This is a genomic window from Methylosinus sp. Sm6, assembly GCF_019802345.1.
Taxonomy (GTDB): Bacteria; Pseudomonadota; Alphaproteobacteria; order Rhizobiales; family Beijerinckiaceae; genus Methylosinus.
The window spans coordinates 26259-44993 of sequence record NZ_JAINDZ010000037.1 but is presented as its reverse complement, the minus strand read 5'-3'; the positions used below and the strand labels follow the sequence as shown (position 1 = coordinate 44993).

Here is an 18735-nt window from a genome sequence, read left to right as displayed (position 1 = left end):
GACCCACGCCAATACGAGATAATACTATGCCTATCTTGAACCGGACAGCCGTGCGACAAGCGCGGGCATGACGCGGTTGCACGGAATTTTGTTAACCTGGATTCGAAGCCGTGCCTCCGGAGCCCGGGGCGATCGGGTGAAGGACTACCGGCGTGATTCAGCCGATTTGACAGGATGAAAGGGCGAGCCTGAGAGGCTCGCTGTCGAAGCCCGGCGAATTCGTCGACGCGAGCCGCTACAGCCCATCGCCCGATCGCCCTGCTCCGAAGCCGATCCTGGGGATTTTATGCGGGCTCCCCGGGAATTACTCGGCCTCTCGCGCGTCGTCGGGCGTCTCCGGCTCGTCGAGAAACTCCATTTCCAGGGCCTCGGCGGCTTCGGCTTCCAGAGGGTCTTCGTCCTCCTTCAGCGTCGCGTCGTCGGAGGGCTGCGGCACGCCGAAACCCTTCGGCAGCGCGCCGTCGAACAGGCCGGCGCCCTTCAGCTCGTCGAGCCCCGGCAGGTCGCCGATCTGCTCGAGCCCGAAATGCATGAGAAAAGCGTCGGTTGTTCCATAGGTGAGCGGCCGGCCCGGCGCGCGGCGCCGGCCGCGCAGACGCACCCAGCCGGTGTCGAGCAGCACGTCCAGCGTGCCCTTGGCGACCGCGACTCCTCTGATCTCCTCGATCTCGGCGCGCGTCACCGGCTGGTGATAGGCGATGATGGCGAGCGTCTCCAGCGCCGCGCGTGAGAGCTTCTTCTGCTCCACCTGCGCGCGGGCCAGCACCCAGCCGAGATCGGCCGCCGTGCGGAAGAACCATTTGCGGCCCGCGCGCGTCAGCTGCACTCCGCGCGGGGCGTAATCCTCGCGCAGGCGCTGCAGCACGGCCTGCGCATCGGTTCCGGCCGGAAGGCGGCGCGCGATCTCGGATTCGTCCAGCGGCTCGCTCGCGGCGAACAGCAGCGCCTCGGCGATGCGCGCGGCCTCGCGCAACGCGGCCTCCGCCCCGGCGGCCGCCGCGTCGTCGCGCGCATCGAACAGATCGATGGGTCTTGCGGCTTGCGCCATCTCCTCTCCCTGCTTATGGACCGTGAGCCTCGCGGCTCGCTTCGCTTCAGGCGTCCTCGTGCGAGCCCGAAGGCTCGTGGTCCGCTTCCTCGTTCCGGCGCCTCAGCCAGATCGGCGCGAAAGCGCGATCCTGGCGAATCTCGAACCGGCCCTCCCGCACCATTTCCAGCGAGGCCGAGAAGGAGGAGGCGCGGACCGTGCGCGCGGTCTGAGCGTCGACGCAATAGCGCAGAAGATAATCGTCGAGCGCGGTCCATTGTGTGGCGAGGCCGGCGAATCGCTCCAGCGCCTCGCGCGCCTCGGCGAGCGACCAGACCGTGCGCTGGCGCAAGGTGACCTTGGATTTGGCCTGCTTCTGGCGCTGGCGCGCATAAGCGGTGAGGAGATCATAGAGGCTCGCCTGATAATCCGACGTCGTCTCGATCTCGATTCCCTCCGGCCCGCCGCGCAAAAACATGTCGCGGCCGAGGAGGGCGCGCTCCTGCAGCCGGTCGGAGGCGGCGCGAATCGCCTCGAGCCGCCGCAGCCGGCTGGCGAGCGCGGCGGCGAGATCGGCGGCGGAGGGCTCGTCGCCGGTTTTCGGCGGCTCGGGCAGCAGCAGGCGGGATTTGAGATAGGCGAGCCAGGCCGCCATCACCAGATAATCGGCGGCGAGCTCGAGGCGCAGCCGGCGGGCCGCCTCGATGAAGCCGAGATATTGCTCGGCCAGCGCCAGGATGGAGATGCGGGCGAGATCGACCTTCTGCCGCCGGGCGAGCTCCAGCAGCAGGTCGAGCGGCCCCTCGAATCCGTCGACGTCGACGAGGAAGGCGGGATCGGTCTCGGCGCGATCCTCGGAGCCCGCCGTCTCGAATGCCAATTCCCGCGCCATTCGCCCTCACGCCCACGAAAGAGGGGCGAGATTGGTCCGATCAGGCGGTCGCCGCAAGCGCCGCGTCCAATTCGCGGGCGCCGTCCACAGGATCGAAATCCTCCGGGGCGCCGCGGCGGGCCAGCGCCGCCTGCGCTCTCGCCAGCGCGCGGCCGGCGAGCTCGCCCGCGCCCTCGGCCACGGCGCGCGCTTCGTCCAGCGCGCCGTTGCAATGGAGGACGATGTCGCAGCCGGCGCGAATCGCGCCCTCGGCGCGGTCGCGGAAGCCGCCCGAGAGCGCCTTCATCGAGAGGTCGTCGGTCATCAGCAGCCCGTCGAAGCCGATCCAGCCGCGGATGATCTCGCCGATCACCGTCGGCGACAGCGTGCCGGGCCGCTCCGGGTCGATGGCCGTATAGACGACATGGGCGGTCATGGCGAGCGGCAGGTCGGCGTCGGCGCGAAAGGGGAGGAAATCCTGGCCCTCGAGCTCGGCGCGCGCGGCGTCGACCGCCGGCAGCTCCAGATGGCTGTCGGCGCGGGCGCGGCCGTGCCCCGGGATATGCTTGATGACCGGCAGCACGCCGCCGGCGAGGAGGCCCTCGGCCGCCGCCCGTCCGAGCCGCGCGATCTCGGCGGGGTCGCGGCCATAGGCGCGGTCGCCGATGACGTCATGGGCGCCGTCGCAGGGCGTGTCCAGCACCGGCAGGCAGTCGACGTCGACGCCGACCTCGCGGAGGTCATGGGCGATGAGCCGGGCCGACAGTCGGATGAGGCGGGCCGTCGCCGCGCCGTCGCGGCCGAGCCGGGCGAAGGCCGCGGCGGCGGGATAGGCGCGCCAATGCGGCGGGGCGAGCCGCTGCACCCGGCCGCCCTCCTGATCGACGAGGATCGGCGCGTCGGCGCCGAGCTGCGCGCGGATCTCGCCGGTCAGCGCCCGCAGCTGCTCGCGCGAGGCGACATTGCGCCGGAACAGGATCGCGCCGAAGGGCCGCGCCTCGCGCAGAAAGGCTTTCTCCTCCGCCGAGAGGCTCGTCCCGGCGCAGCCGCAGATGAAGGCGCGGGTCATCGGCTCCTCGCTGTCCGGCGCGCGGTCAATTGCCGGCGACGAAGCAATTGCCGCCTGACGCCTTGACCTTCTGGCAGACGCCGACCGCCGCCTCGCGGCTCATGCCGGCCGCCCGCACGCGATAGACGGATTTGTCGCCGACCTTGGCGAATTGGAAGGAGGGGCGGCGTCCGCCGAGCTGCGCGCCGAATTTGGCCGAGACGTCCTGGATCATCTTGCGCGCCTCCGCTTCCGAGCCGGCGGCGCCGAATTGCACGGCGAAGGCGCCGGTCGCGGCGGTCGGGGCCGGATCATGCGCAGGGACCTCGGCCGAGGCGGTCTGTTCGGCCGCCGGCTTGGCGGCGGGCTTTTCCACTTTCGGCTGAGCCGGCGCGGCGGCGCGCGGCGTCGTCGCCGGCTTGACCGGGCTCTTGGGCGTCGCGGCGCCGCCGTCCGGGGATTGCGTCGCCTTCGCGGCGCCGGGCGCGGGCTGCCGCGCCGCGGCGGGCGGGGCGGCAGGCGCCGGGCGGGCGAGGGCTGGCGTCGGCGCATCGCGCTCGATGACGGTGCCGTCCGGACGCACCGAAACGGTCTTGACCCGCTTCGGCTCCGCGCCGCCATAGGGCGCCGGGGCCGGCTCATGCGGCGCGTCGACCGGGCCGTCGCCGAGCCGCACCACCCGCACGGCTGCGGCCGGATCGATCGGCCGCTCGTGATTGGCGATGACCTGCTTGACCGGCGCGCTCTGGCTGCGGTCGAGAATGGTCGCGCCGGGCTTGGGCGCGGAGGCGTCGGCGACGGCGCTCGGCTGCACCTTGGCCGGTCCCTCCGGCGCGCGAATGGTGGCGATCTCCTGCGGCGCGACCACGCCGCTGCGATGGCCGAACACCATGCCGACGCTGACCGCGCCGAGCGTCGCCAGGCCGGCGACCGCATGCCAGGGCTTCAGTCGCGAGCGCAGAGTGGAGAAGAATCCCTGCGGCCGCTCCGGCTCCCCCTCGGCGCTCTCGTCGGGATCGACGCCATAGTCGAGATAATCATGCGCCTCGTGCTGCGCCCAGTCGGTCGGCGCGGCGGCGGGCTCGTCCTGGTGATAATAGGGCTCGGCCTCGACGGTCGGCGGCAGCGTGCCGCGCAGATCGCCAGGCGTGAAGGCCGGCGGTTGCGGCGCGGAGCGCGGCTGCGGCTCGGCGCGCCCGCTCTCGGGGGCGAACATGCGTCCGTAAGGGTCGTGCGGCGCCTCGGCGTCGTCGCCGTGCAGCAGCCGGGCCAGCTCGGCGAGCGGATCGCCCGCCGGCTTCTGCTGCTTGGGCTCGGAGCCGCGCAGGCGCCGTTCGAACTCGCTGATGTCGATGGAAGGCCCTCGGGCCGTCGCCTCGCGCATGCTGCACCTTCCCGCTCACTGGTCGACAAGGGCGTCGACGCGCCGGCCGCTCACCTCGCCGCGGCCTGGCCGCACGGATCACCGCATTTCGTCGGGAGCGCTCACGCCGAGCAGTCGCGAACCCGACGCCAGGACGCAAGCCAGTGAAGCGACCAATGCGATACGCGCGCAGGTCGAATTTCTATCGTCTGCATTAACAAAGCGTAATTGTGGCCGATCTTTGCCTTTGTTCCAATGGGCGTGGAAGATGCTCGCGAGGTCGTGGAGATAGAAGGCGACGCGATGCGGCTCATGCGCCGCCGCCGCCTGCTCGACGAGCCGCGGATAATGCGCGATGGCCTTGGCGAGCGCGACCTCGCCCTCGTCGGCGAGCAGATCCAGCGGCGCGCCGGCGAGCGCCGCGGGCGTGACGTCGAGGTCGGGGAAGGCCGCGAGCGCCTGGCGCACCGCCGACTTCGCCCGCGCATGGGCGTATTGGACGTAGAACACCGGATTATCCTTCGACTGCTCGATCACCTTGGCGAGATCGAACTCCAGCGGCGCGTCATTCTTGCGATAGAGCATCATGAAGCGCACCGCGTCGACGCCCACTTCGTCGACCACTTCGCGCAGCGTGACGAAATCGCCGGAGCGCTTCGACATCTTCACCGGCTCGCCATTGCGCATCAGCTTCACGAGCTGGCACAGCTTCACGTCGAGCTCGACCTTGCCCGCCGAGAGCGCGGCGACGGCGGCGGCCATGCGCTTCACATAGCCGCCGTGATCGGCGCCCCAGACATCGACCAGGGTCGTGTAGCCGCGGTCGATCTTCGATTTGTGATAGGCGATGTCGGCGGCAAAATATGTGTTGGAGCCGTCCGACTTCTTCAGCGGCCGGTCGATGTCGTCGCCGAAGTCGGTCGAGCGGAACAGGGTCTGCTCGCGGTCCTCCCAATCGTCCGGCAGCTGGCCCTTGGGCGGCGGCAGGCGCCCCTCATAGACGAGGCCGCGCGCGCGCAATTCGTCGATCTCCTTATCGATCTGCGAGACGCCATTCACCTTTTCGTGCAGCGTCCGCTCGGAGAAAAACACCTCGTGGCGAATGTCGAGCGCGGCGAGGTCGTCGCGGATCATCGCCATCATCGCATCGATGGCGGCGCGCTTGACCGGCTCCAGCCAGTCGCTCTCCGGCTTGTCGAGCAGAGCGCGGCCATGCGCCTTCGCGATCGCCTCGCCGGCGCTTTTCAGATAATCGCCGGGATAGAGCCCTTCGGGAATCTCGATCGTCTCGCCGAGCGCTTCGCGATAGCGGAGAAACGTCGAGCGGGCGAGCACGTCGACCTGGGCGCCGGCGTCGTTGATGTAATATTCGCGCGTCACCTCGGCGCCGGCGAACTCGAGCAGATTGGCGAGGGCGTCGCCGAAGACGGCGCCGCGGCCGTGGCCCACATGCATGGGCCCGGTCGGATTGGCCGAGACATATTCGACATTGATCCTGCCCGCGAGCGCGCCGCGTCCCTGCGGGCGGCCGTAGCTTTCGCAAGCGGCGAGCACGGAGCGCAGCACATCGGCATAGACGGAGGGCTTCAGGCGGATGTTGATGAAGCCGGGCCCGGCGACCTCGGCCTCCGCTACATTCGGCTCGTTCGCGAGCGCCGCGGCGATCTCGACCGCGAGCTGGCGCGGATTGGGGAAGTGCGGCTTCGCCTCCTTGGCGAAGACCATGGCGGCGTTGGTGGCGAGATCGCCATGCGTCGGGTCCTTGGGCGGCTCCACGACGAAACGCGAGGCGTCGAGCGTCTCCGGCAGCCGCCCGGAGGCTTTGATCCATTCGAGAATGGCGGCGATGATCGCGTGGAAGTCGGAAAAAATGTTCATCTCGGGTCCCGGGCCGAAGGTTTCGGCCGGGCGGTTTAGCAGACCGGGGCCGAGAACGCACCTTCGGGGGCGGAGGCGCGTCCAGGGCGAGCGAGTGAAGGAATGCAGAGACGTTACCCCCTTCAGGGGCTACCGCCCTGCTATGCATGCCGCGGTCATGGCCGGGCTTGTCCCGGCCATCCACGCCAAGCCGCGGAGACATGCCGGAAAAACAGACTCGATCTGCGGATTTCACGCTTCAAGCCAAGTCGTCGAGCCTATGGCCGCAACGTCGACGCCGTGCCTAAAATTGCGAGAAACCTCGGGGTTACGGCGTGGATGGCCGGGACGAGCCCGGCCATGACGGTCTCCTGGAAATGTGTGATTCCCTTAGCCTTCAGAGGGCTTCGTCCCCGCTCCCGGGAATGTCAGCCGTGGCCGGCGGCGGTGGACAGGCGTCCGAGATCGATGCCCATCAGCCGCATCGCCCGCGCATATTTGGACTCGAGGTCGGTGTCGAACACGATGGCGGGGTCGGCGGGGCAGTGGAGCCAGCCGTTGAGCTGGATCTCATTCTCGAGCTGGCCCGGGTCCCAGCCGGCGTAGCCCAGCGCGAGCAATGCGCGATGCGGCCCCTCGCCCTGGGCGATGGCGCGCAGAATGTCGATCGTCGCCGTCAGCGAGACGGTCTCGTCGATCGGCATGGTCGAATTGTCGATGAAGAAATCGGCCGAATGGAGCACGAATCCGCGGTCGGTGTGCACGGGCCCGCCATGCAGCACCTGAATGTCTTCGGCGCCCTGGGGCAGAGTGATGCGCTCCTGCGGCCGGATGACTTGCAGCTGCACCAGAAGATCGGGGAAATTGCGGACCTGCGACGGCTGATTGACGACGAGGCCCATTGCCCCGTCCTCGGAATGGGCGCAGAGATAAATGACGGAGCGGGCGAAGCGCGGGTCGGTCATGCCGGGCATGGCGACGAGCAGCTGCCCGTCGAGATAGCGGCGGCCGGTCGATTTCGTCCCCGCTCCCAGCGCCGGGGGAGCGTCGGACGCGCCGAGGGTCGGCTCGCCTCGCTTCCTGCGGGAGCCCGGCTCCTTATGGCCTTGTTTCTTCCCGATCGGGCTCATAGGATCGATATTACCCCTCGCGTCCCCCCTTCACAAGCGGCGTTCGACGCGCGAAAAAGCGGCGCAGGGGCGCTCTACGGACATCCTCGCATGAACAAAAGACGATTCGTCGCGCTCGCGGCCTGCGCGCTGCTCGCGCTGCCCCTTCTCGGCGCCGCCCGGGCGGAGCCTTTCGCCTCGGAGCCGGCGCGGGCGACGCGCTCGACCGCGCGCCTCATCGCCGCGCCGGGTCCGAACGGCGGCCTCTATCGCGCCGGCGTCGAGATCGCGCTCGACCCGAAGACGATCACCTATTGGCGCCAGCCGGGCGATTCCGGCGCGCCGCCGGTGTTCGATTTTTCCGGGTCGGAAAATCTGGCCTCGGCCGAGCCGCTCTTTCCCGTTCCCAAGCATCTCGACGAGGCGGGCCTCGTCGTCGCCGGCTATGACGAGAGCGTCGTCTTTCCGCTGCGCGTCACGCCGAAGGTCGTGGGCGAGCCGGTGGTGCTGAAGCTCGCGCTCGATTACGCCGCCTGCGGCGACATGTGCCTTCCCGCCAAGGCGAAGCTGTCGCTGACCCTGCCGACGAGCGGCGCCTCGCCTTACGCCGAGCGGCTCGCCGCCGCCGAGGCGCTGGCGCCGAAGCGGATCGGGGACGCCGAGGCGCGCGCCCTCGTCTCGCTGACCAGGGCGGGCGACGGCTGGACGCTGCGTTACACCGGCAAGGGCAAGGCGGAAGACGTCTTCATCGAGGCGCCGGAGCCCTACATCATCGACGCCGCCCGCGACGACTCCGGCGGCTTCTCGCTGAAGCTCGCGGCTGGCGAGCGGGGACGCGTGATCGGCGCCCGCGCGACGATTCGGACGGGCGAGGGCGGCCTCGAGCTGCCGCTGCGTCTGGAATAAGAGGAGATAAGACCGGAGCGGCCGCCGCGGCCGCGCCGGAGTAGAGAAGAAGAGTTCTACGCCAATCGAAATGGGGGCCCGCTAGGCGCCCGGCAAGGGGTCGGGCGCGGCGGCCCGGCGATTTCGCTGGAACGGCGCCATGCCCTTGCGCGCCAGCGCATCGGCGCGCTCGTTCATCTCGTCGCCGGCATGGCCGCGGACCCAGTGCCAGGCGACGTCATGGCGTTCCTGCGCCGCGTCGAGGCGCCGCCAGAGCTCGGCGTTCTTGACCGGCTTGCGGTCCGCCGTCTTCCAGCCGCGCGCCTTCCAGCCGTGAATCCAGGAGGAGACGCCGTCGCGCACATATTGCGAGTCGGTGTAGAGGTCGACCGGGCAGGGGCGCGTCAAGGCCTCGAGCGCCATGATCGCCGCGGTCAGCTCCATGCGATTATTGGTCGTCGCCGCCTCGCCGCCGCAGATTTCCTTCTCGCGGTCGCCGAAGCGCAGGATCGCGCCCCAGCCGCCGGGACCCGGATTGCCCGAGCAGGCGCCGTCGGTCCAGATCGCGACCCGCCCGCTCATGCGAGGCCGTAGTCGCGCGCGGCGCGGATCGTGCGGTGGAAGCGCAGCCGGGCGAGATATTCGCGCGGGTCCTTGGGCCGCACCAAGGCGCCCGCCGGCACGTCGAGCGAATCGACGAAGCGCGTCAGCAGGAAGCGCATCGCGGCGCCGCGGGCGAGCAGGGGAAAGGCGTCGATCTCCGCCGCGCTCAGCGGGCGCAGCCGCCGATAGGCGTCCAGCATGGCCGCGCCCTTCTGCGCGTCGTAATTCCCCGCGGCGTCGAAGCACCAAGCGTTGAGGCAGATCGCGAGATCATAGGCGAGTGCGTCGGTGCAGGCGAAATAAAAATCGATGAGGCCGGAAATCTGGTCTCCGAGGAAGAACACATTGTCGGGAAAGAGATCGGCGTGGATGACGCCTTCGGGCAGGCCGCGCGGCCAGTCGCGCTCCAGCAGCGCGAGCTCGGCGGCGATGAGCGCGCCGAAGTCGGCCGCCACCTCGCCGGCGCGCGCGGCGCAGGGCGCATAGAGCGGCCGCCATCCCGCGACCGAGAGCGCATTGGCGCGGCGCATCGGAAAATCGGCGCCGGCGAGATGCAGCCGCGCCAGCGCCGCTCCGAGCCGCGCGCAATGGACCGCCTCGGGATGATGGATGGAATAGCCGTCGAGAAAGGTGACGATGACGGCGGGCCGTCCCGCGAGCCGGCCGAGCGCCGCGCCGGCGCGATCGCGCACCGGCTGCGGGCAAGTCACTCCTCGCGCGGAAAGATGCTCCATCAGGCCGAGGAAGAAGGGCAGATCGGCCTCGGCGACGCGCTTCTCATAGAGCGTGAGGATGAAGCTGCCGGCGCTGACATGGAGATAGAAGTTCGAGTTCTCGACTCCCTCCGCGATGCCCTTGCAGGACAGCAGGGCGCCGAGATCATAGGCGCGCAGGTAGCCGATCAGCTCCTCGTCGTCGACATCCGTGTAGACGGCCATGGTCTTCGCGTTTCCGGGAGTTGGGCGACGGCGGATCGGGCGGCGCGCGCGTCAAGCGTGCGCGCGCAGCTCCTTGGGCAGCGGGAAGGAGACGTCCTCATCGGCCGCCGAGACGGTCTCGACCGTGATCTCGTAGCGCTCGGCGAAAGCGTCCATGATCTCCTCGACCAAGACCTCCGGCGCGGAGGCGCCGGCGGTGATGCCGAGCGTGGCGATGGAGCCGAACAGGTCCCAATCGATCTCGGCGCGGCCCTGCAGCAGCCGGGCGGGGGCGCCGGCGCGCTCGGCGACCTCGCGCAGGCGCTGGGAATTGGAGGAATTGGGCGAGCCGACGACGATGACGGCGTCGACCTGCGGCGCCACCTGCTTGACCGCCGCCTGGCGGTTGGTGGTGGCGTAGCAGATATCCTCCTTGTGCGGCCCGACGATCTGCGGAAAGCGGCGGGTCAGCGCCGCGACGATCTCCTGGGAATCGTCGATCGACAGCGTCGTCTGCGTGACATAGGCGAGATTGCTCTCGTCGCCGAAGGCGAGATCGGCGATCGCGCCGACCGATTCGACCAGCACCACGGCGCCCGGCGGCAGCTGGCCCATCGTGCCGACCACTTCCGGATGGCCGGCGTGGCCGACGAGGAGGACCGTGCGGCCCCGCTTCCAGTGAATTTCCGCCTCGCGATGCACTTTGGTGACGAGCGGGCAGGTCGCGTCGATGGCGAGCAGGCTGCGCTCCTCGGCCTGCGCGGAGACGGATTTGGCGACGCCATGGGCGGAGAAGATGACCGGCGCCTGCGTGTCCGGCACTTCCTCCAGCTCCTCGACGAAAATGGCGCCCTTGGCCTTCAGCGCCTCGACGACATAGCGATTGTGCACGATTTCGTGGCGCACATAGACCGGCGGCCCGAATTTGGCGATGGCGCGCTCGACGGCGTCGATGGCGCGCACGACCCCGGCGCAGAAGCCGCGCGGCGAGCACAGCAGGATCTTCAGCGGCGGCTTGGGCGGGCGGGGCTCGAACGTCATGGCTTCACGCCTCTCCTCGGAGACTGCGGGTCGTTTGCGCCGCTGGGTTCTAATGTCCCGCGCGAGGATAGGCGTCAAGTGCAAGCAAACCGGCCGACGATCGCAGAAGCGGCGAAGCAACGACATTTTCGACGCGAATGGCGATATCAGCCGGTATCGCTGGTTGCATCGGCGGCGACCCGTGCTATGATTCAGTATAAGCGGAAGAGGTGTTTCATGCGTTTTGCCGGCATTGCCGCGATGCTATTCGTTGTTTTGACGCGGAATGCGTCAGCCGAAGAATTTGTCTGCACGAATCAAGATGTGGAAGTTGCGTGCAGTAAAGGAAAATGCGAAAAATCGGACGGATTCACGCCGTCGAGCGTCAGTATCGACACCAAGAGCGGCGCCAGGTCTGTCTGCATGTATTCGATGTGTCTCGAAGGAACGGCGGATCGGCTCGATGTGAGCAAAGGATTCGTGGTCGCACGCAGCGATCAGCTGAAGAGCAATACGGGAAGCGGCGCCATCGTCATAAATCTCGAAAATTACGCCGCTGCTATGGTCTCGCGGGCGTTTATCAATCCGATGATTTGCGAGAAGCATTGAGCGGTTATTTGGAGGTCGAAGGCCATGTCGCAAATAAATCGCAAGTTCTTCTTCGACTATACGCGCAAGGCGCTGTTCAACGGCTCGTTCAGTCAGAGCCAGGTGGATGGTCTCGACACGTTGCTCGACGTGTGGGAGGACAGTTATGCGGCCGAAGACGATCGATGGCTGGCCTATATTCTCGGCACAGCTTATCATGAAGTCGATCGTACGATGCAGCCGATCAGGGAATACGGAAAAGGCAGGGGGCGCCGCTATGGCGCGCCCGATCCTGAGACCGGCAAGGTCTATTATGGCCGTGGATTCGTGCAGCTGACATTCAAGGCGAACTACCAGAGGATAGGCGATCTCATATCGGTCGATTTGGTGCATAATCCAGATTTGGCGTTGGAACTCGATAACGCATCAAAAATATTATTCATAGGCATGATAAAAGGAATTTTTACCGGAAAGAGCTTGAATGACTATTTTAATGATGATGTCGAAGACTGGACGAATGCGCGCCGTATCGTCAATGGCACGGATCGGGCCGAGACGATCGCCGATTATGCGCAAGCATTCTACGCGGCCATCAGCTATATGAAATAGGAGGGGACGTGGCGCGAACGGTCATGCCAATCGCGGCATTGTTTCTCCTCGGTCTGGGTTGCGGTTACGCCTCGGCGGAGACGCGTTGCGGTTGGCTCCATAATCCAACGCCGGCCAATTGGTGGTTGACGGACACTGAAGCCACATGGACGATCATGACTCAGGGCGGACCAGAACCACCCGGATTCGAACACGTCGCCGACATTTCACGAAAGCGCTTCGTCGGCACAAATCGGAATTACGGCTATGCGTGCGCCTGCATCGGAGGCGAGTTCGACGTCTCCGCCGGCAAAGTCGTTCGCATCACCGCCTTTAAGCAGATGCCTCTCCGAGTCTGCCGGAGCAATCGGGCTCTCTCGAAGCCTTGAATAGCGACGCGTCCGAGGTGCGCTTCGATATGTCAGGATTTTTGTCGTTTGCCTGCGCTGTCCGCTCGGTGAAGGCGACGCAGGCATAGTGCATCCTGGCGAGAGCGACGACAATCAGAGCATCCGGCCCAGCCATCGAGAATTATCGCCCCGGCGGTGACCGGACTGTGGAGCCGGCGGCCGCGCGCTGTTCCGCTCGCGCATCCGCCTTCCGCTTTCAGAGCGTGAATCTCAACGTTCCTCCGATCGTTCGAGGGAAGCGGTAGAAATTGACGGTCGCCGGCGCCGTCGCCGTGCCGGCGTCGATCGCTGTCGCCCCCGTGTTCACGATCGGAATCTGATTGGTCAGATTTTTCACCCAGGCGTTGAGGCTGACGCTCTCGTCCTCGGTCTTGATTCCCAATCCGAGATTAGTGATGGCGTAGGCGGGCTGCCAATAGGTGACGACCGCGTCCGGATTGGTCACCAGCGTCTTGTTCTGCCAGGCCACATTCACATAGGCGAAGCCGACGAGCGGCTTGCTCCACCACTCTCCCTCGCCCTCGAAGAGACGGCCGAGCCTGGTCTCGTAATTGGCGCCGATGTTGAACTGGAACGTCGGCACGGCGTTGAAGCGCGTGTTGCTGCGGCTGACCTTCGTCGGCGCCCTGAGGCCGGCGTAGGGGCCCGTCGTCGCGATCGTGCTCCAGGTCCAGGACGGATCGAGTGGCGCGTCGTCGAAGTCGATCCAGCGCGCCTCGATGACGGCGCCGGAATAATTGAGCCAGAAGCCCTCGAAAGCGTTCCAGCGCCCGTCGAACTCGAAGCCGCGCAGGCGCGCATGTGGGGCGACGCCGAGATAGGTCTGGCGGGTCGGCACGCCATTGCCGTCGAGGATCGAGGCGTCGACGAAGTTCGTCTGGAAATTATAGATGTCGTTCCAATAGAAGTTGCCGTTGAGGACGAGCCTACCCTCGTCCCAGACGGTCTTGATCCCGGCCTCGTAATCCCAGGATACTTCCGGCTTGGTGACCACCGGCTGGAACTTCTGGAACACGCCGTCGACATAGATCGCCTGGGCGCCCGTGTTGACCGCGCCGGCCTTCTCGCCGCGGCCGACCAAGCCGTAGACCGTCACATTTTCGGTGACCTTGTATTGCGGATTGAAGATGCCCGTGAGCGCGTTGAGCGTCGACTTCTGTCCGCCGGTGTCGTAGGCTCGTTGCCCTCCGCCCGCGACGATCGCCGCCTGCTGCTCCTCGAAGGTTCCATTGCCGGGGACGAAGGTGAACCAGCTGAAATTGGAGCCGGACCGCACTTCCCAGCTGTCGCGCAGTCCGAGCGTCACGCTCAGCTGATCGTCGAAATGAAAGGTTCCATTGCCATAGGCCGCGACCTGGATGTCGCGCGCGTTGCCGTCGCGATTGCTGGCCATGTCGCGCAGCAGATGAGAGTTGCTGAACCAGGCGGCGGCGTCGGCGCCGAAGATGGTGTTGGCGCGATTCCAGACGTAATCATAGAAGCCGAACAGCCCGACCTGCCATTCGAGCGGCTGGTCGCGTGGCGAGGTCAGCCGGACCTCCTGCGAGAACTGATCGACATAAGTATCGGTCGCGCCTTTGCTGATCTCGGTCAGATTATTGCCGCGCGAATTGCGCGGCAGCAGCCGGAAGTGGCCGTAGGCGCTGATCGAGGTCAAGACGTTTTCGCCAATATTGACGTTCAGCTCGTTCGACACGGTGTGCAGGCTCTGGTCGAGCGTGCCCTGGTCGGTGTTGGCGGGGCTGAAAGGATCGAGAGTGCGCAACGGCCGGCCGAGCCGCGAGGCGAGATTCTGCGCATAGGTGCGGGCGGGGCGCGTTCCGTTCCAGTAGGTCAGGAACGTGTCGGCGTAGGGGCCGCTCGCATTATTATTGTATTCGTGGGACTGCGAAATATTGAAGATGAGGCGGTCGGTGAAATCCTCGCCGACATAGAGCAGCTGGCCGCGTGCGCCCCATCGATTATTGTTCAGATAAGTCGCTCCGGAAACCTGATCGGTGATCCAGCCGTCGCCCCGATCGATGTAGGCGGCGACGCGGTAGGCCAGCTTGTCGTCGATGATCGGCCCGGTGGTGTTCACCTGCTGGAGGACATGCGAATAGCTGCCGAACTGTGTTTCGAAGGTCGTCTTGCGCTCGAAGGACGGCAGTTGCGTGCGGACGATGAAGCTGCCGACCGTCGTATTCTTGCCGCCGGCTGTTCCCTGCGGTCCAAGGGCGATCTCCGCCGAGTCGATGTCGATGAAATTCGCCCATTGAAAGCCGACATGCTTCCAAAACACATTGTCGATCATGAATCCCGTGTCGAATTCGGAGCCGTCGCCGGTCCCCGCGCCGGCGCTGACGCCACGAATGGCGGGACGCGCGGTGCGCGGATTGCCCGAGCCGGGATTGTAGTTCGGGATTTTCTGGGCGAAGTCCTCGAGGCGGTACAATTGCTCGCGCTGCGCCGTCTTCGGATCGACGACGACGATGGGACGCGGGATTTTCTGCACCTGAGCCTTTCGTTTCGACAATTCTCCCGGCTTGTTCTTGTCACTGCTCGTGACGACGACATCCTGCACGGCGGCGTCCTGTGCAGCGGCGTCTTGGGCGCGTGCTGCGCCATGAACCGACAGCGACGCGACCACGCTCCAAAATACGCCAGAACGGAAAAAACTCTTCGAACGCTCGACCCCGACCATCGCCCTCACTCCAATAAATACATTTACATACTATAAAAGTATGATTTAAGCGTGAGCGCAAGCGAATTTCGAGCCTTGGCGATCATTTGCCGCGCGCCTCCCGCCCGAGGGCGCTCGATCGCCCTGCGGAACGCCTCCTCCTCCCTCGCCGGAATTCGCAAAAACGGTTAAGAAGGTGCATTGGAGACGATGACCGGCCGCGCCCAGGTCTCGCGGCCTCACGAGGGGACGGGAGGGCATATGTCGAATATCGACGATATCGTGAAATCCGCTCAGGGCGGCCGGCTCATCGACAATCTTTCCGAGCGGATCGGCCTCGCCTCCTGGCAGACCGAGGCGGCGGTGCTGGCTTTGACGCCGGCGCTTTCCGCCGCTCTGACGAGAGCGGCCGAGACGCCCGAGACGCTGCGTCCGCTCATCGCCGCGATGGGCGACCCGCGCTACAAAGCGGCTTTCGAAAGCGCCGAGAGCGCGCAGTCCGACGCGAGCGTCGAGGCGGGCGACGCAATGGTCGCGCAGTTGTTCGGCTCCCCGGCCGCGGCCGGGGAGGTCGCGCAGCTCGCCGCGCGCGCGAGCGGCCTGCGCGCCGACGTGTTGCAGCGCCTCCTGTCCGCGCTCGTCGCGCTCGTCGCCGGAGGGATTTCGTCGACCTTGTCCCAGCGCGGCCTCGACGAGGCGCTCTTGCAGGCGGGGGCGTCCGCCGCGTCTGCGCCCGTCGCCCCGCGCCCCGCGCCGGTGGGCGGCCTGACCGGATTTCTCGCCTCTCTGTTCGGCAAGCGCCCGGCGCCGGTCGCCGCGCAGCCCGAGGAGCCGTCTCCCGCGCCGGCTCCGGAGGAGGTCGCGGCTCAAATACGACAGATCTTCGCGACCAGCGCGCCTGTCGCGACGGACCAGGAGGCAGAGCTCGATGCGCTGCTCGGCAGGGTCTCGGCTCCCCCGCGCAGCTGAGTTTCGGTCAGGTCAGATTGCCCACCACGGGCATGAGATAGGTCGAGGACAGCTTCGTTCCGATGAATTTCGTCGCGGAGTAGATGAGGATCGATACAAACGCGCCGATGGTCGCATATTCGATCGCGGTCGCCCCGCTGCGGTCGGCGAGAAATCTGCGGAGCGGTTCCGGCATGCTCTGATCCTCTCGTCGCGGCGCGGTCGCCTCGGACCAGCATGGCGAACGAAGCCTTTCCGGATCGGGCGAACCATCGGAAGGCCGTCGACTGCACCATAAGCCTGCGGGGCTGTCGAAAGCGTTAACAGCTTCGAAGAACGGAGTTTTTCCGCGCGCTCTTGCGCGCGGGCGGCTTTTCGGCCAATTCAGCCGCCGGAACGCAGTTTGCTTCGGCGGCCCTCGCCGGAGGCGGCTTTGTTCACGCCACCCTTCCGTCCCCCCGCGCGGAAGGCGCGACTAGATAATCTTAAGGACTGCGACGCGCTTGCGGCCGGTCCCGCTACGAAAGTTGCCGATGGCTCGTGACGTAAACGATTCGACGCCGGTCACGTCGCGAGACGCGCTCGTGGAATGGCTGGAGGCCGGCATCAAGAGCCCGGACGCCCTCGCCGTCGGCACGGAGCACGAAAAGATTCCCTTCTTCGTCGGCCGGCGCGCGCCGGTCCCTTATGATCCGCCGGGCGGCGGCGTCCGCGCGCTGCTTGAGGGGCTCGGCTCCGCCCTCGGCTGGGCGCCGATCATGGACCGGGACGCGCTGATCGGGCTCTTCGACGAGCATGGGGGAGGGGCCGTCTCGCTGGAGCCGGGCGGCCAGTTCGAATTATCGGGCGCTCCGCTTCCCACCGTCCATGCGACCGAGGCGGAGACCGACGCCCATTTCGCCGCGCTGGAGCCGGTGGCGCAGCGGCTCGGCATCGCCTTTCTCGATCTCGGCGCGAGCCCGAAATGGCGGCGCGAGGAGACGCCGGCGATGCCGAAGCAGCGGTATCGGATCATGGCCGGCTATATGCCGAAAGTCGGCTCGCTCGGCCTCGACATGATGTTCCGCACCGCCACCGTGCAGGTCAATCTGGATTTCGTCTCCGAGACGGACATGGTGGAGAAGCTGCGCGTCGGGCTGGCGCTGCAGCCGATCGTCACGGCATTGTTCGCCAACTCCCCTTTCATCGACGGGGAGCCGACAGGGCTGCTGTCGCAGCGCTCGGAGATTTGGCGCGACACCGACGGCGCGCGCACGGGCATGCTGCCCTTCGCCTTCGAGCCGGGAATGGGCTTCGAGCGCTATGTCGACTATGCGCTCGACGTGCCGCTGTATTTCGTCAAGCGCGGGGACGTCTATCACGACGTCGCCGGCGAGAGCTTTCGCGACCTGCTCGAGGGCAGGCTCGCCGCCCTGCCGGGGGAGCGCGCCACCATGGCCGACTGGACCAATCATCTCGGCGCGATCTTTCCCGAGGCGCGGCTGAAGCGCTATCTGGAGATGCGCGGGGCGGACTCCGGGCCGCGCTCCCATATCGCCGCGCTGCCGGCGCTGTTCGTCGGCCTTTTCTACGATCGGACGGCGCTCGACGGCGCGCTCGAGCTGATCAAGGGCTGGAGCGCCGAGCAGCGTGAGGCCCTGCGCGCGGATGTTCCGCGTCTCGCGCTGCGCGCGCGCATCGGCGGACGCGACGCGCGCGACATCGCGCGCGACATGCTGGCTCTGGCGCGAGACGGCCTCGCGCGGCGCGCGGCGCTCGACGCGCAGGGCCGCGACGAGACTGTCTATCTCGCGCCGCTCGATGCGATCGCCGACGCCGGGCGCACGCTCGCCGAGCAGCGCCTCGAGGCGTACCGCGGCCGCTGGCGCGGCTCGGTCGATCCAGCCTTCGAGGAATGTGTGATGTGAGGGACGACGGAGCCGGACCCTGGCTGCAGCGCGACCGGGTGAAGGCGAGAAGGGACGTTTCACCCCTTTTGGGGCTGAGGGAGCCCCCGAAGGGGAGGGTAAAACGCCCCGCCGTCATTTACCCGGTCGCCTTGCCCTGGCCGCGCTCGCCTCTTCTTCTAATTGGCGGTCATGAGCGCAGCCGCCAATTCTCAAGCTGCAGGCTTCCGGCTTTTCCGCCGAGCAAGTCTCCGCCTTGGCGGAGCTGCCGGACACACAGGTCTCCACGAAGGCCGATATCGAAGCCAGCGAGCATCGGCTCGAGCTGAAGATCGGCGCTCTCAAATCCGATCTCGAACTGCAGCTCAGCGAACTCCGATCGGAACTGGGATTGGAGATGAACGGATTTCGATCGGAAGTGGGGCTGGAGATCAGAGGGCTTCGATCGGACATGGATTTGAAGATCGCCGATCTGAAGTCGCAGTTTCAGGCCGACAGCGCCGAGACCAAATCCGAGATGCGCGTCATGCGATGGATGATCGGCTTCACTCTCGCCTTTCAGCTCGCGACCTTCGCGAAGCTCTTCCTCCACTGAAGGCGTGACGCTCAGCGCGGATAAAGTCCGGTCCAGCCGGAGGGCGCGCGCACATAGGAATGTCCGACGGGCCGCAGGTCGCCGCGCGACTCTGGCGCGCCGAGGGCGCCGCCATCCACTCGGACATGGCCGCCGAGGCGCACGCAGGCGCTCGATCCCGTGACCGGGACGAAGCCCTCGCCATAGCGAACGCATGGGTTCGGCGGCAGCGAGCCGGTCGTCTGCGCGACTCCCGTCGCGGGCGCGAGGAGCGCGGCGCCGAGCCAAAATCCAGCGACGAGGCGCGGGACGTCGAGCCCGAGCGGTTCGGCGGTCGAAACTCTCATGCGTCGATTAGCCTCGAAAGAGTGTCGGATCG

At 66.9% G+C, this 18735-nt stretch carries 19 protein-coding genes; 7 read left to right on the top strand and 12 right to left on the bottom strand.

The annotated features are described in order from the left end of the window. Window positions 1–304 precede the first annotated feature (304 nt). The 6 genes from scpB to K3F48_RS19530 all read right to left on the bottom strand — a co-directional run bounded on the left by scpB (window position 305) and on the right by K3F48_RS19530 (window position 7296). Complete coding sequence (gene scpB / locus K3F48_RS19555) at window positions 305–1048, bottom strand: SMC-Scp complex subunit ScpB (protein ID WP_222577122.1); 744 nt, start codon at window positions 1046–1048, stop codon at window positions 305–307. A 46-nt stretch (window positions 1049–1094) separates the two neighbouring features. Further along, window positions 1095–1919 carry a ScpA family protein gene (locus K3F48_RS19550; RefSeq protein ID WP_222577121.1) on the bottom strand — a complete coding sequence of 275 codons (825 nt, stop codon included), beginning with the start codon at window positions 1917–1919 and terminating at the stop codon, window positions 1095–1097. Between the two features lie 40 nt (window positions 1920–1959). Next, a complete protein-coding gene (gene nagZ, locus K3F48_RS19545) occupies window positions 1960–2967 on the bottom strand; it encodes a beta-N-acetylhexosaminidase (RefSeq protein ID WP_222577120.1) in 1008 nt (335 codons plus the stop codon). A 25-nt stretch (window positions 2968–2992) separates the two neighbouring features. Next, window positions 2993–4330, bottom strand: a complete 1338-nt coding sequence (locus K3F48_RS19540) for an SPOR domain-containing protein (protein ID WP_222577119.1) — start codon at window positions 4328–4330, stop codon at window positions 2993–2995. A gap of 78 nt (window positions 4331–4408) precedes the next feature. After that, the gene (gene argS / locus K3F48_RS19535) at window positions 4409–6187 is read right to left on the bottom strand and encodes an arginine--tRNA ligase (RefSeq protein ID WP_222577118.1); all 1779 of its coding nucleotides are present in this window, start codon (window positions 6185–6187) and stop codon (window positions 4409–4411) included. Window positions 6188–6594: 407 nt separating this feature from the next. After that, complete coding sequence (locus K3F48_RS19530) at window positions 6595–7296, bottom strand: YqgE/AlgH family protein (protein WP_222577117.1); 702 nt, start codon at window positions 7294–7296, stop codon at window positions 6595–6597. A 90-nt stretch (window positions 7297–7386) separates the two neighbouring features. On the opposite strand from K3F48_RS19530, the gene K3F48_RS19525 reads away from it, so the two are divergent. Beyond that, complete coding sequence (locus tag K3F48_RS19525; protein ID WP_222577116.1) at window positions 7387–8181, top strand: protein-disulfide reductase DsbD domain-containing protein; 795 nt, start codon at window positions 7387–7389, stop codon at window positions 8179–8181. A gap of 81 nt (window positions 8182–8262) precedes the next feature. Here K3F48_RS19525 and rnhA read toward each other — a convergent pair whose 3' ends face one another. From rnhA to ispH, 3 genes are read right to left on the bottom strand one after another with little or no spacing between them, the layout of a single operon-like run. Further along, window positions 8263–8742 (bottom strand): ribonuclease HI, encoded by a 480-nt coding sequence (gene rnhA / locus K3F48_RS19520; protein ID WP_222577115.1) that lies wholly within the window; start codon window positions 8740–8742, stop codon window positions 8263–8265. Beyond that, window positions 8739–9701, bottom strand: coding sequence for a homoserine kinase (gene thrB / locus K3F48_RS19515; protein ID WP_222577114.1), 963 nt, complete (start codon window positions 9699–9701; stop codon window positions 8739–8741). The genes rnhA and thrB overlap by 4 nt, the downstream gene beginning before the upstream one ends. Before the next feature lie 51 nt (window positions 9702–9752). Next, on the bottom strand, window positions 9753–10721 hold the full coding sequence (ispH, locus tag K3F48_RS19510) for a 4-hydroxy-3-methylbut-2-enyl diphosphate reductase (RefSeq protein ID WP_222577113.1): 969 nt from the start codon (window positions 10719–10721) through the stop codon (window positions 9753–9755). Between the two features lie 216 nt (window positions 10722–10937). Between ispH and K3F48_RS19505 the strand changes: the two genes are divergently transcribed. From K3F48_RS19505 to K3F48_RS19495, 3 genes are read left to right on the top strand one after another with little or no spacing between them, the layout of a single operon-like run. Then, on the top strand, window positions 10938–11309 hold the full coding sequence (locus K3F48_RS19505) for a hypothetical protein (RefSeq protein ID WP_222577112.1): 372 nt from the start codon (window positions 10938–10940) through the stop codon (window positions 11307–11309). Between the two features lie 24 nt (window positions 11310–11333). After that, on the top strand, window positions 11334–11897 hold the full coding sequence (locus K3F48_RS19500; RefSeq protein WP_222577111.1) for a glycoside hydrolase family 19 protein: 564 nt from the start codon (window positions 11334–11336) through the stop codon (window positions 11895–11897). A 23-nt stretch (window positions 11898–11920) separates the two neighbouring features. Beyond that, window positions 11921–12265, top strand: a complete 345-nt coding sequence (locus K3F48_RS19495; RefSeq protein ID WP_222577125.1) for a DUF4087 domain-containing protein — start codon at window positions 11921–11923, stop codon at window positions 12263–12265. A 217-nt stretch (window positions 12266–12482) separates the two neighbouring features. On the opposite strand, the gene K3F48_RS19490 is transcribed toward K3F48_RS19495, so the two are convergent. Then, window positions 12483–14849 (bottom strand): TonB-dependent receptor, encoded by a 2367-nt coding sequence (locus tag K3F48_RS19490; RefSeq protein WP_370631456.1) that lies wholly within the window; start codon window positions 14847–14849, stop codon window positions 12483–12485. A 360-nt stretch (window positions 14850–15209) separates the two neighbouring features. On the opposite strand from K3F48_RS19490, the gene K3F48_RS19485 reads away from it, so the two are divergent. Next, window positions 15210–15917, top strand: coding sequence for a DUF937 domain-containing protein (locus K3F48_RS19485; protein ID WP_222577109.1), 708 nt, complete (start codon window positions 15210–15212; stop codon window positions 15915–15917). Window positions 15918–15924: 7 nt separating this feature from the next. Here the strand turns inward: K3F48_RS19485 and K3F48_RS19480 are convergent, their stop codons facing one another. After that, window positions 15925–16092 carry a Flp family type IVb pilin gene (locus K3F48_RS19480; RefSeq protein ID WP_222577108.1) on the bottom strand — a complete coding sequence of 56 codons (168 nt, stop codon included), beginning with the start codon at window positions 16090–16092 and terminating at the stop codon, window positions 15925–15927. 337 nt (window positions 16093–16429) lie between these two features. Here K3F48_RS19480 and K3F48_RS19475 point away from each other — a divergent pair, with 337 nt between their 5' ends. Together K3F48_RS19475 and K3F48_RS19470 are read left to right on the top strand one after the other, a co-directional pair. Continuing rightward, entirely contained in the window at window positions 16430–17803 is a 1374-nt protein-coding gene (locus K3F48_RS19475) for a glutamate--cysteine ligase (protein WP_222577107.1), read from the top strand. Window positions 17804–18038: 235 nt separating this feature from the next. Next, the gene (locus K3F48_RS19470; RefSeq protein WP_222577106.1) at window positions 18039–18377 is read left to right on the top strand and encodes a CCDC90 family protein; all 339 of its coding nucleotides are present in this window, start codon (window positions 18039–18041) and stop codon (window positions 18375–18377) included. 11 nt (window positions 18378–18388) lie between these two features. Here K3F48_RS19470 and K3F48_RS19465 read toward each other — a convergent pair whose 3' ends face one another. Beyond that, on the bottom strand, window positions 18389–18703 hold the full coding sequence (locus K3F48_RS19465) for a hypothetical protein (RefSeq protein WP_222577105.1): 315 nt from the start codon (window positions 18701–18703) through the stop codon (window positions 18389–18391). Between the last annotated feature and the right edge of the window lie 32 nt (window positions 18704–18735).

What these genes read in the sequence shown, in the direction of transcription:
- scpB (WP_222577122.1), bottom strand. Translation starts at nt 1,048, where the DNA reads ATGGCGCAAGCCGCAAGACCCATCGATCTGTTCGATGCGCGCGACGAC.
- K3F48_RS19550 (WP_222577121.1), bottom strand. Translation starts at nt 1,919, where the DNA reads ATGGCGCGGGAATTGGCATTCGAGACGGCGGGCTCCGAGGATCGCGCC.
- nagZ (WP_222577120.1), bottom strand. Translation starts at nt 2,967, where the DNA reads ATGACCCGCGCCTTCATCTGCGGCTGCGCCGGGACGAGCCTCTCGGCG.
- K3F48_RS19540 (WP_222577119.1), bottom strand. Translation starts at nt 4,330, where the DNA reads ATGCGCGAGGCGACGGCCCGAGGGCCTTCCATCGACATCAGCGAGTTC.
- argS (WP_222577118.1), bottom strand. Translation starts at nt 6,187, where the DNA reads ATGAACATTTTTTCCGACTTCCACGCGATCATCGCCGCCATTCTCGAA.
- K3F48_RS19530 (WP_222577117.1), bottom strand. Translation starts at nt 7,296, where the DNA reads ATGAGCCCGATCGGGAAGAAACAAGGCCATAAGGAGCCGGGCTCCCGC.
- K3F48_RS19525 (WP_222577116.1), top strand. Translation starts at nt 7,387, where the DNA reads ATGAACAAAAGACGATTCGTCGCGCTCGCGGCCTGCGCGCTGCTCGCG.
- rnhA (WP_222577115.1), bottom strand. Translation starts at nt 8,742, where the DNA reads ATGAGCGGGCGGGTCGCGATCTGGACCGACGGCGCCTGCTCGGGCAAT.
- thrB (WP_222577114.1), bottom strand. Translation starts at nt 9,701, where the DNA reads ATGGCCGTCTACACGGATGTCGACGACGAGGAGCTGATCGGCTACCTG.
- ispH (WP_222577113.1), bottom strand. Translation starts at nt 10,721, where the DNA reads ATGACGTTCGAGCCCCGCCCGCCCAAGCCGCCGCTGAAGATCCTGCTG.
- K3F48_RS19505 (WP_222577112.1), top strand. Translation starts at nt 10,938, where the DNA reads ATGCGTTTTGCCGGCATTGCCGCGATGCTATTCGTTGTTTTGACGCGG.
- K3F48_RS19500 (WP_222577111.1), top strand. Translation starts at nt 11,334, where the DNA reads ATGTCGCAAATAAATCGCAAGTTCTTCTTCGACTATACGCGCAAGGCG.
- K3F48_RS19495 (WP_222577125.1), top strand. Translation starts at nt 11,921, where the DNA reads ATGCCAATCGCGGCATTGTTTCTCCTCGGTCTGGGTTGCGGTTACGCC.
- K3F48_RS19485 (WP_222577109.1), top strand. Translation starts at nt 15,210, where the DNA reads ATGTCGAATATCGACGATATCGTGAAATCCGCTCAGGGCGGCCGGCTC.
- K3F48_RS19480 (WP_222577108.1), bottom strand. Translation starts at nt 16,092, where the DNA reads ATGCCGGAACCGCTCCGCAGATTTCTCGCCGACCGCAGCGGGGCGACC.
- K3F48_RS19475 (WP_222577107.1), top strand. Translation starts at nt 16,430, where the DNA reads ATGGCTCGTGACGTAAACGATTCGACGCCGGTCACGTCGCGAGACGCG.
- K3F48_RS19465 (WP_222577105.1), bottom strand. Translation starts at nt 18,703, where the DNA reads ATGAGAGTTTCGACCGCCGAACCGCTCGGGCTCGACGTCCCGCGCCTC.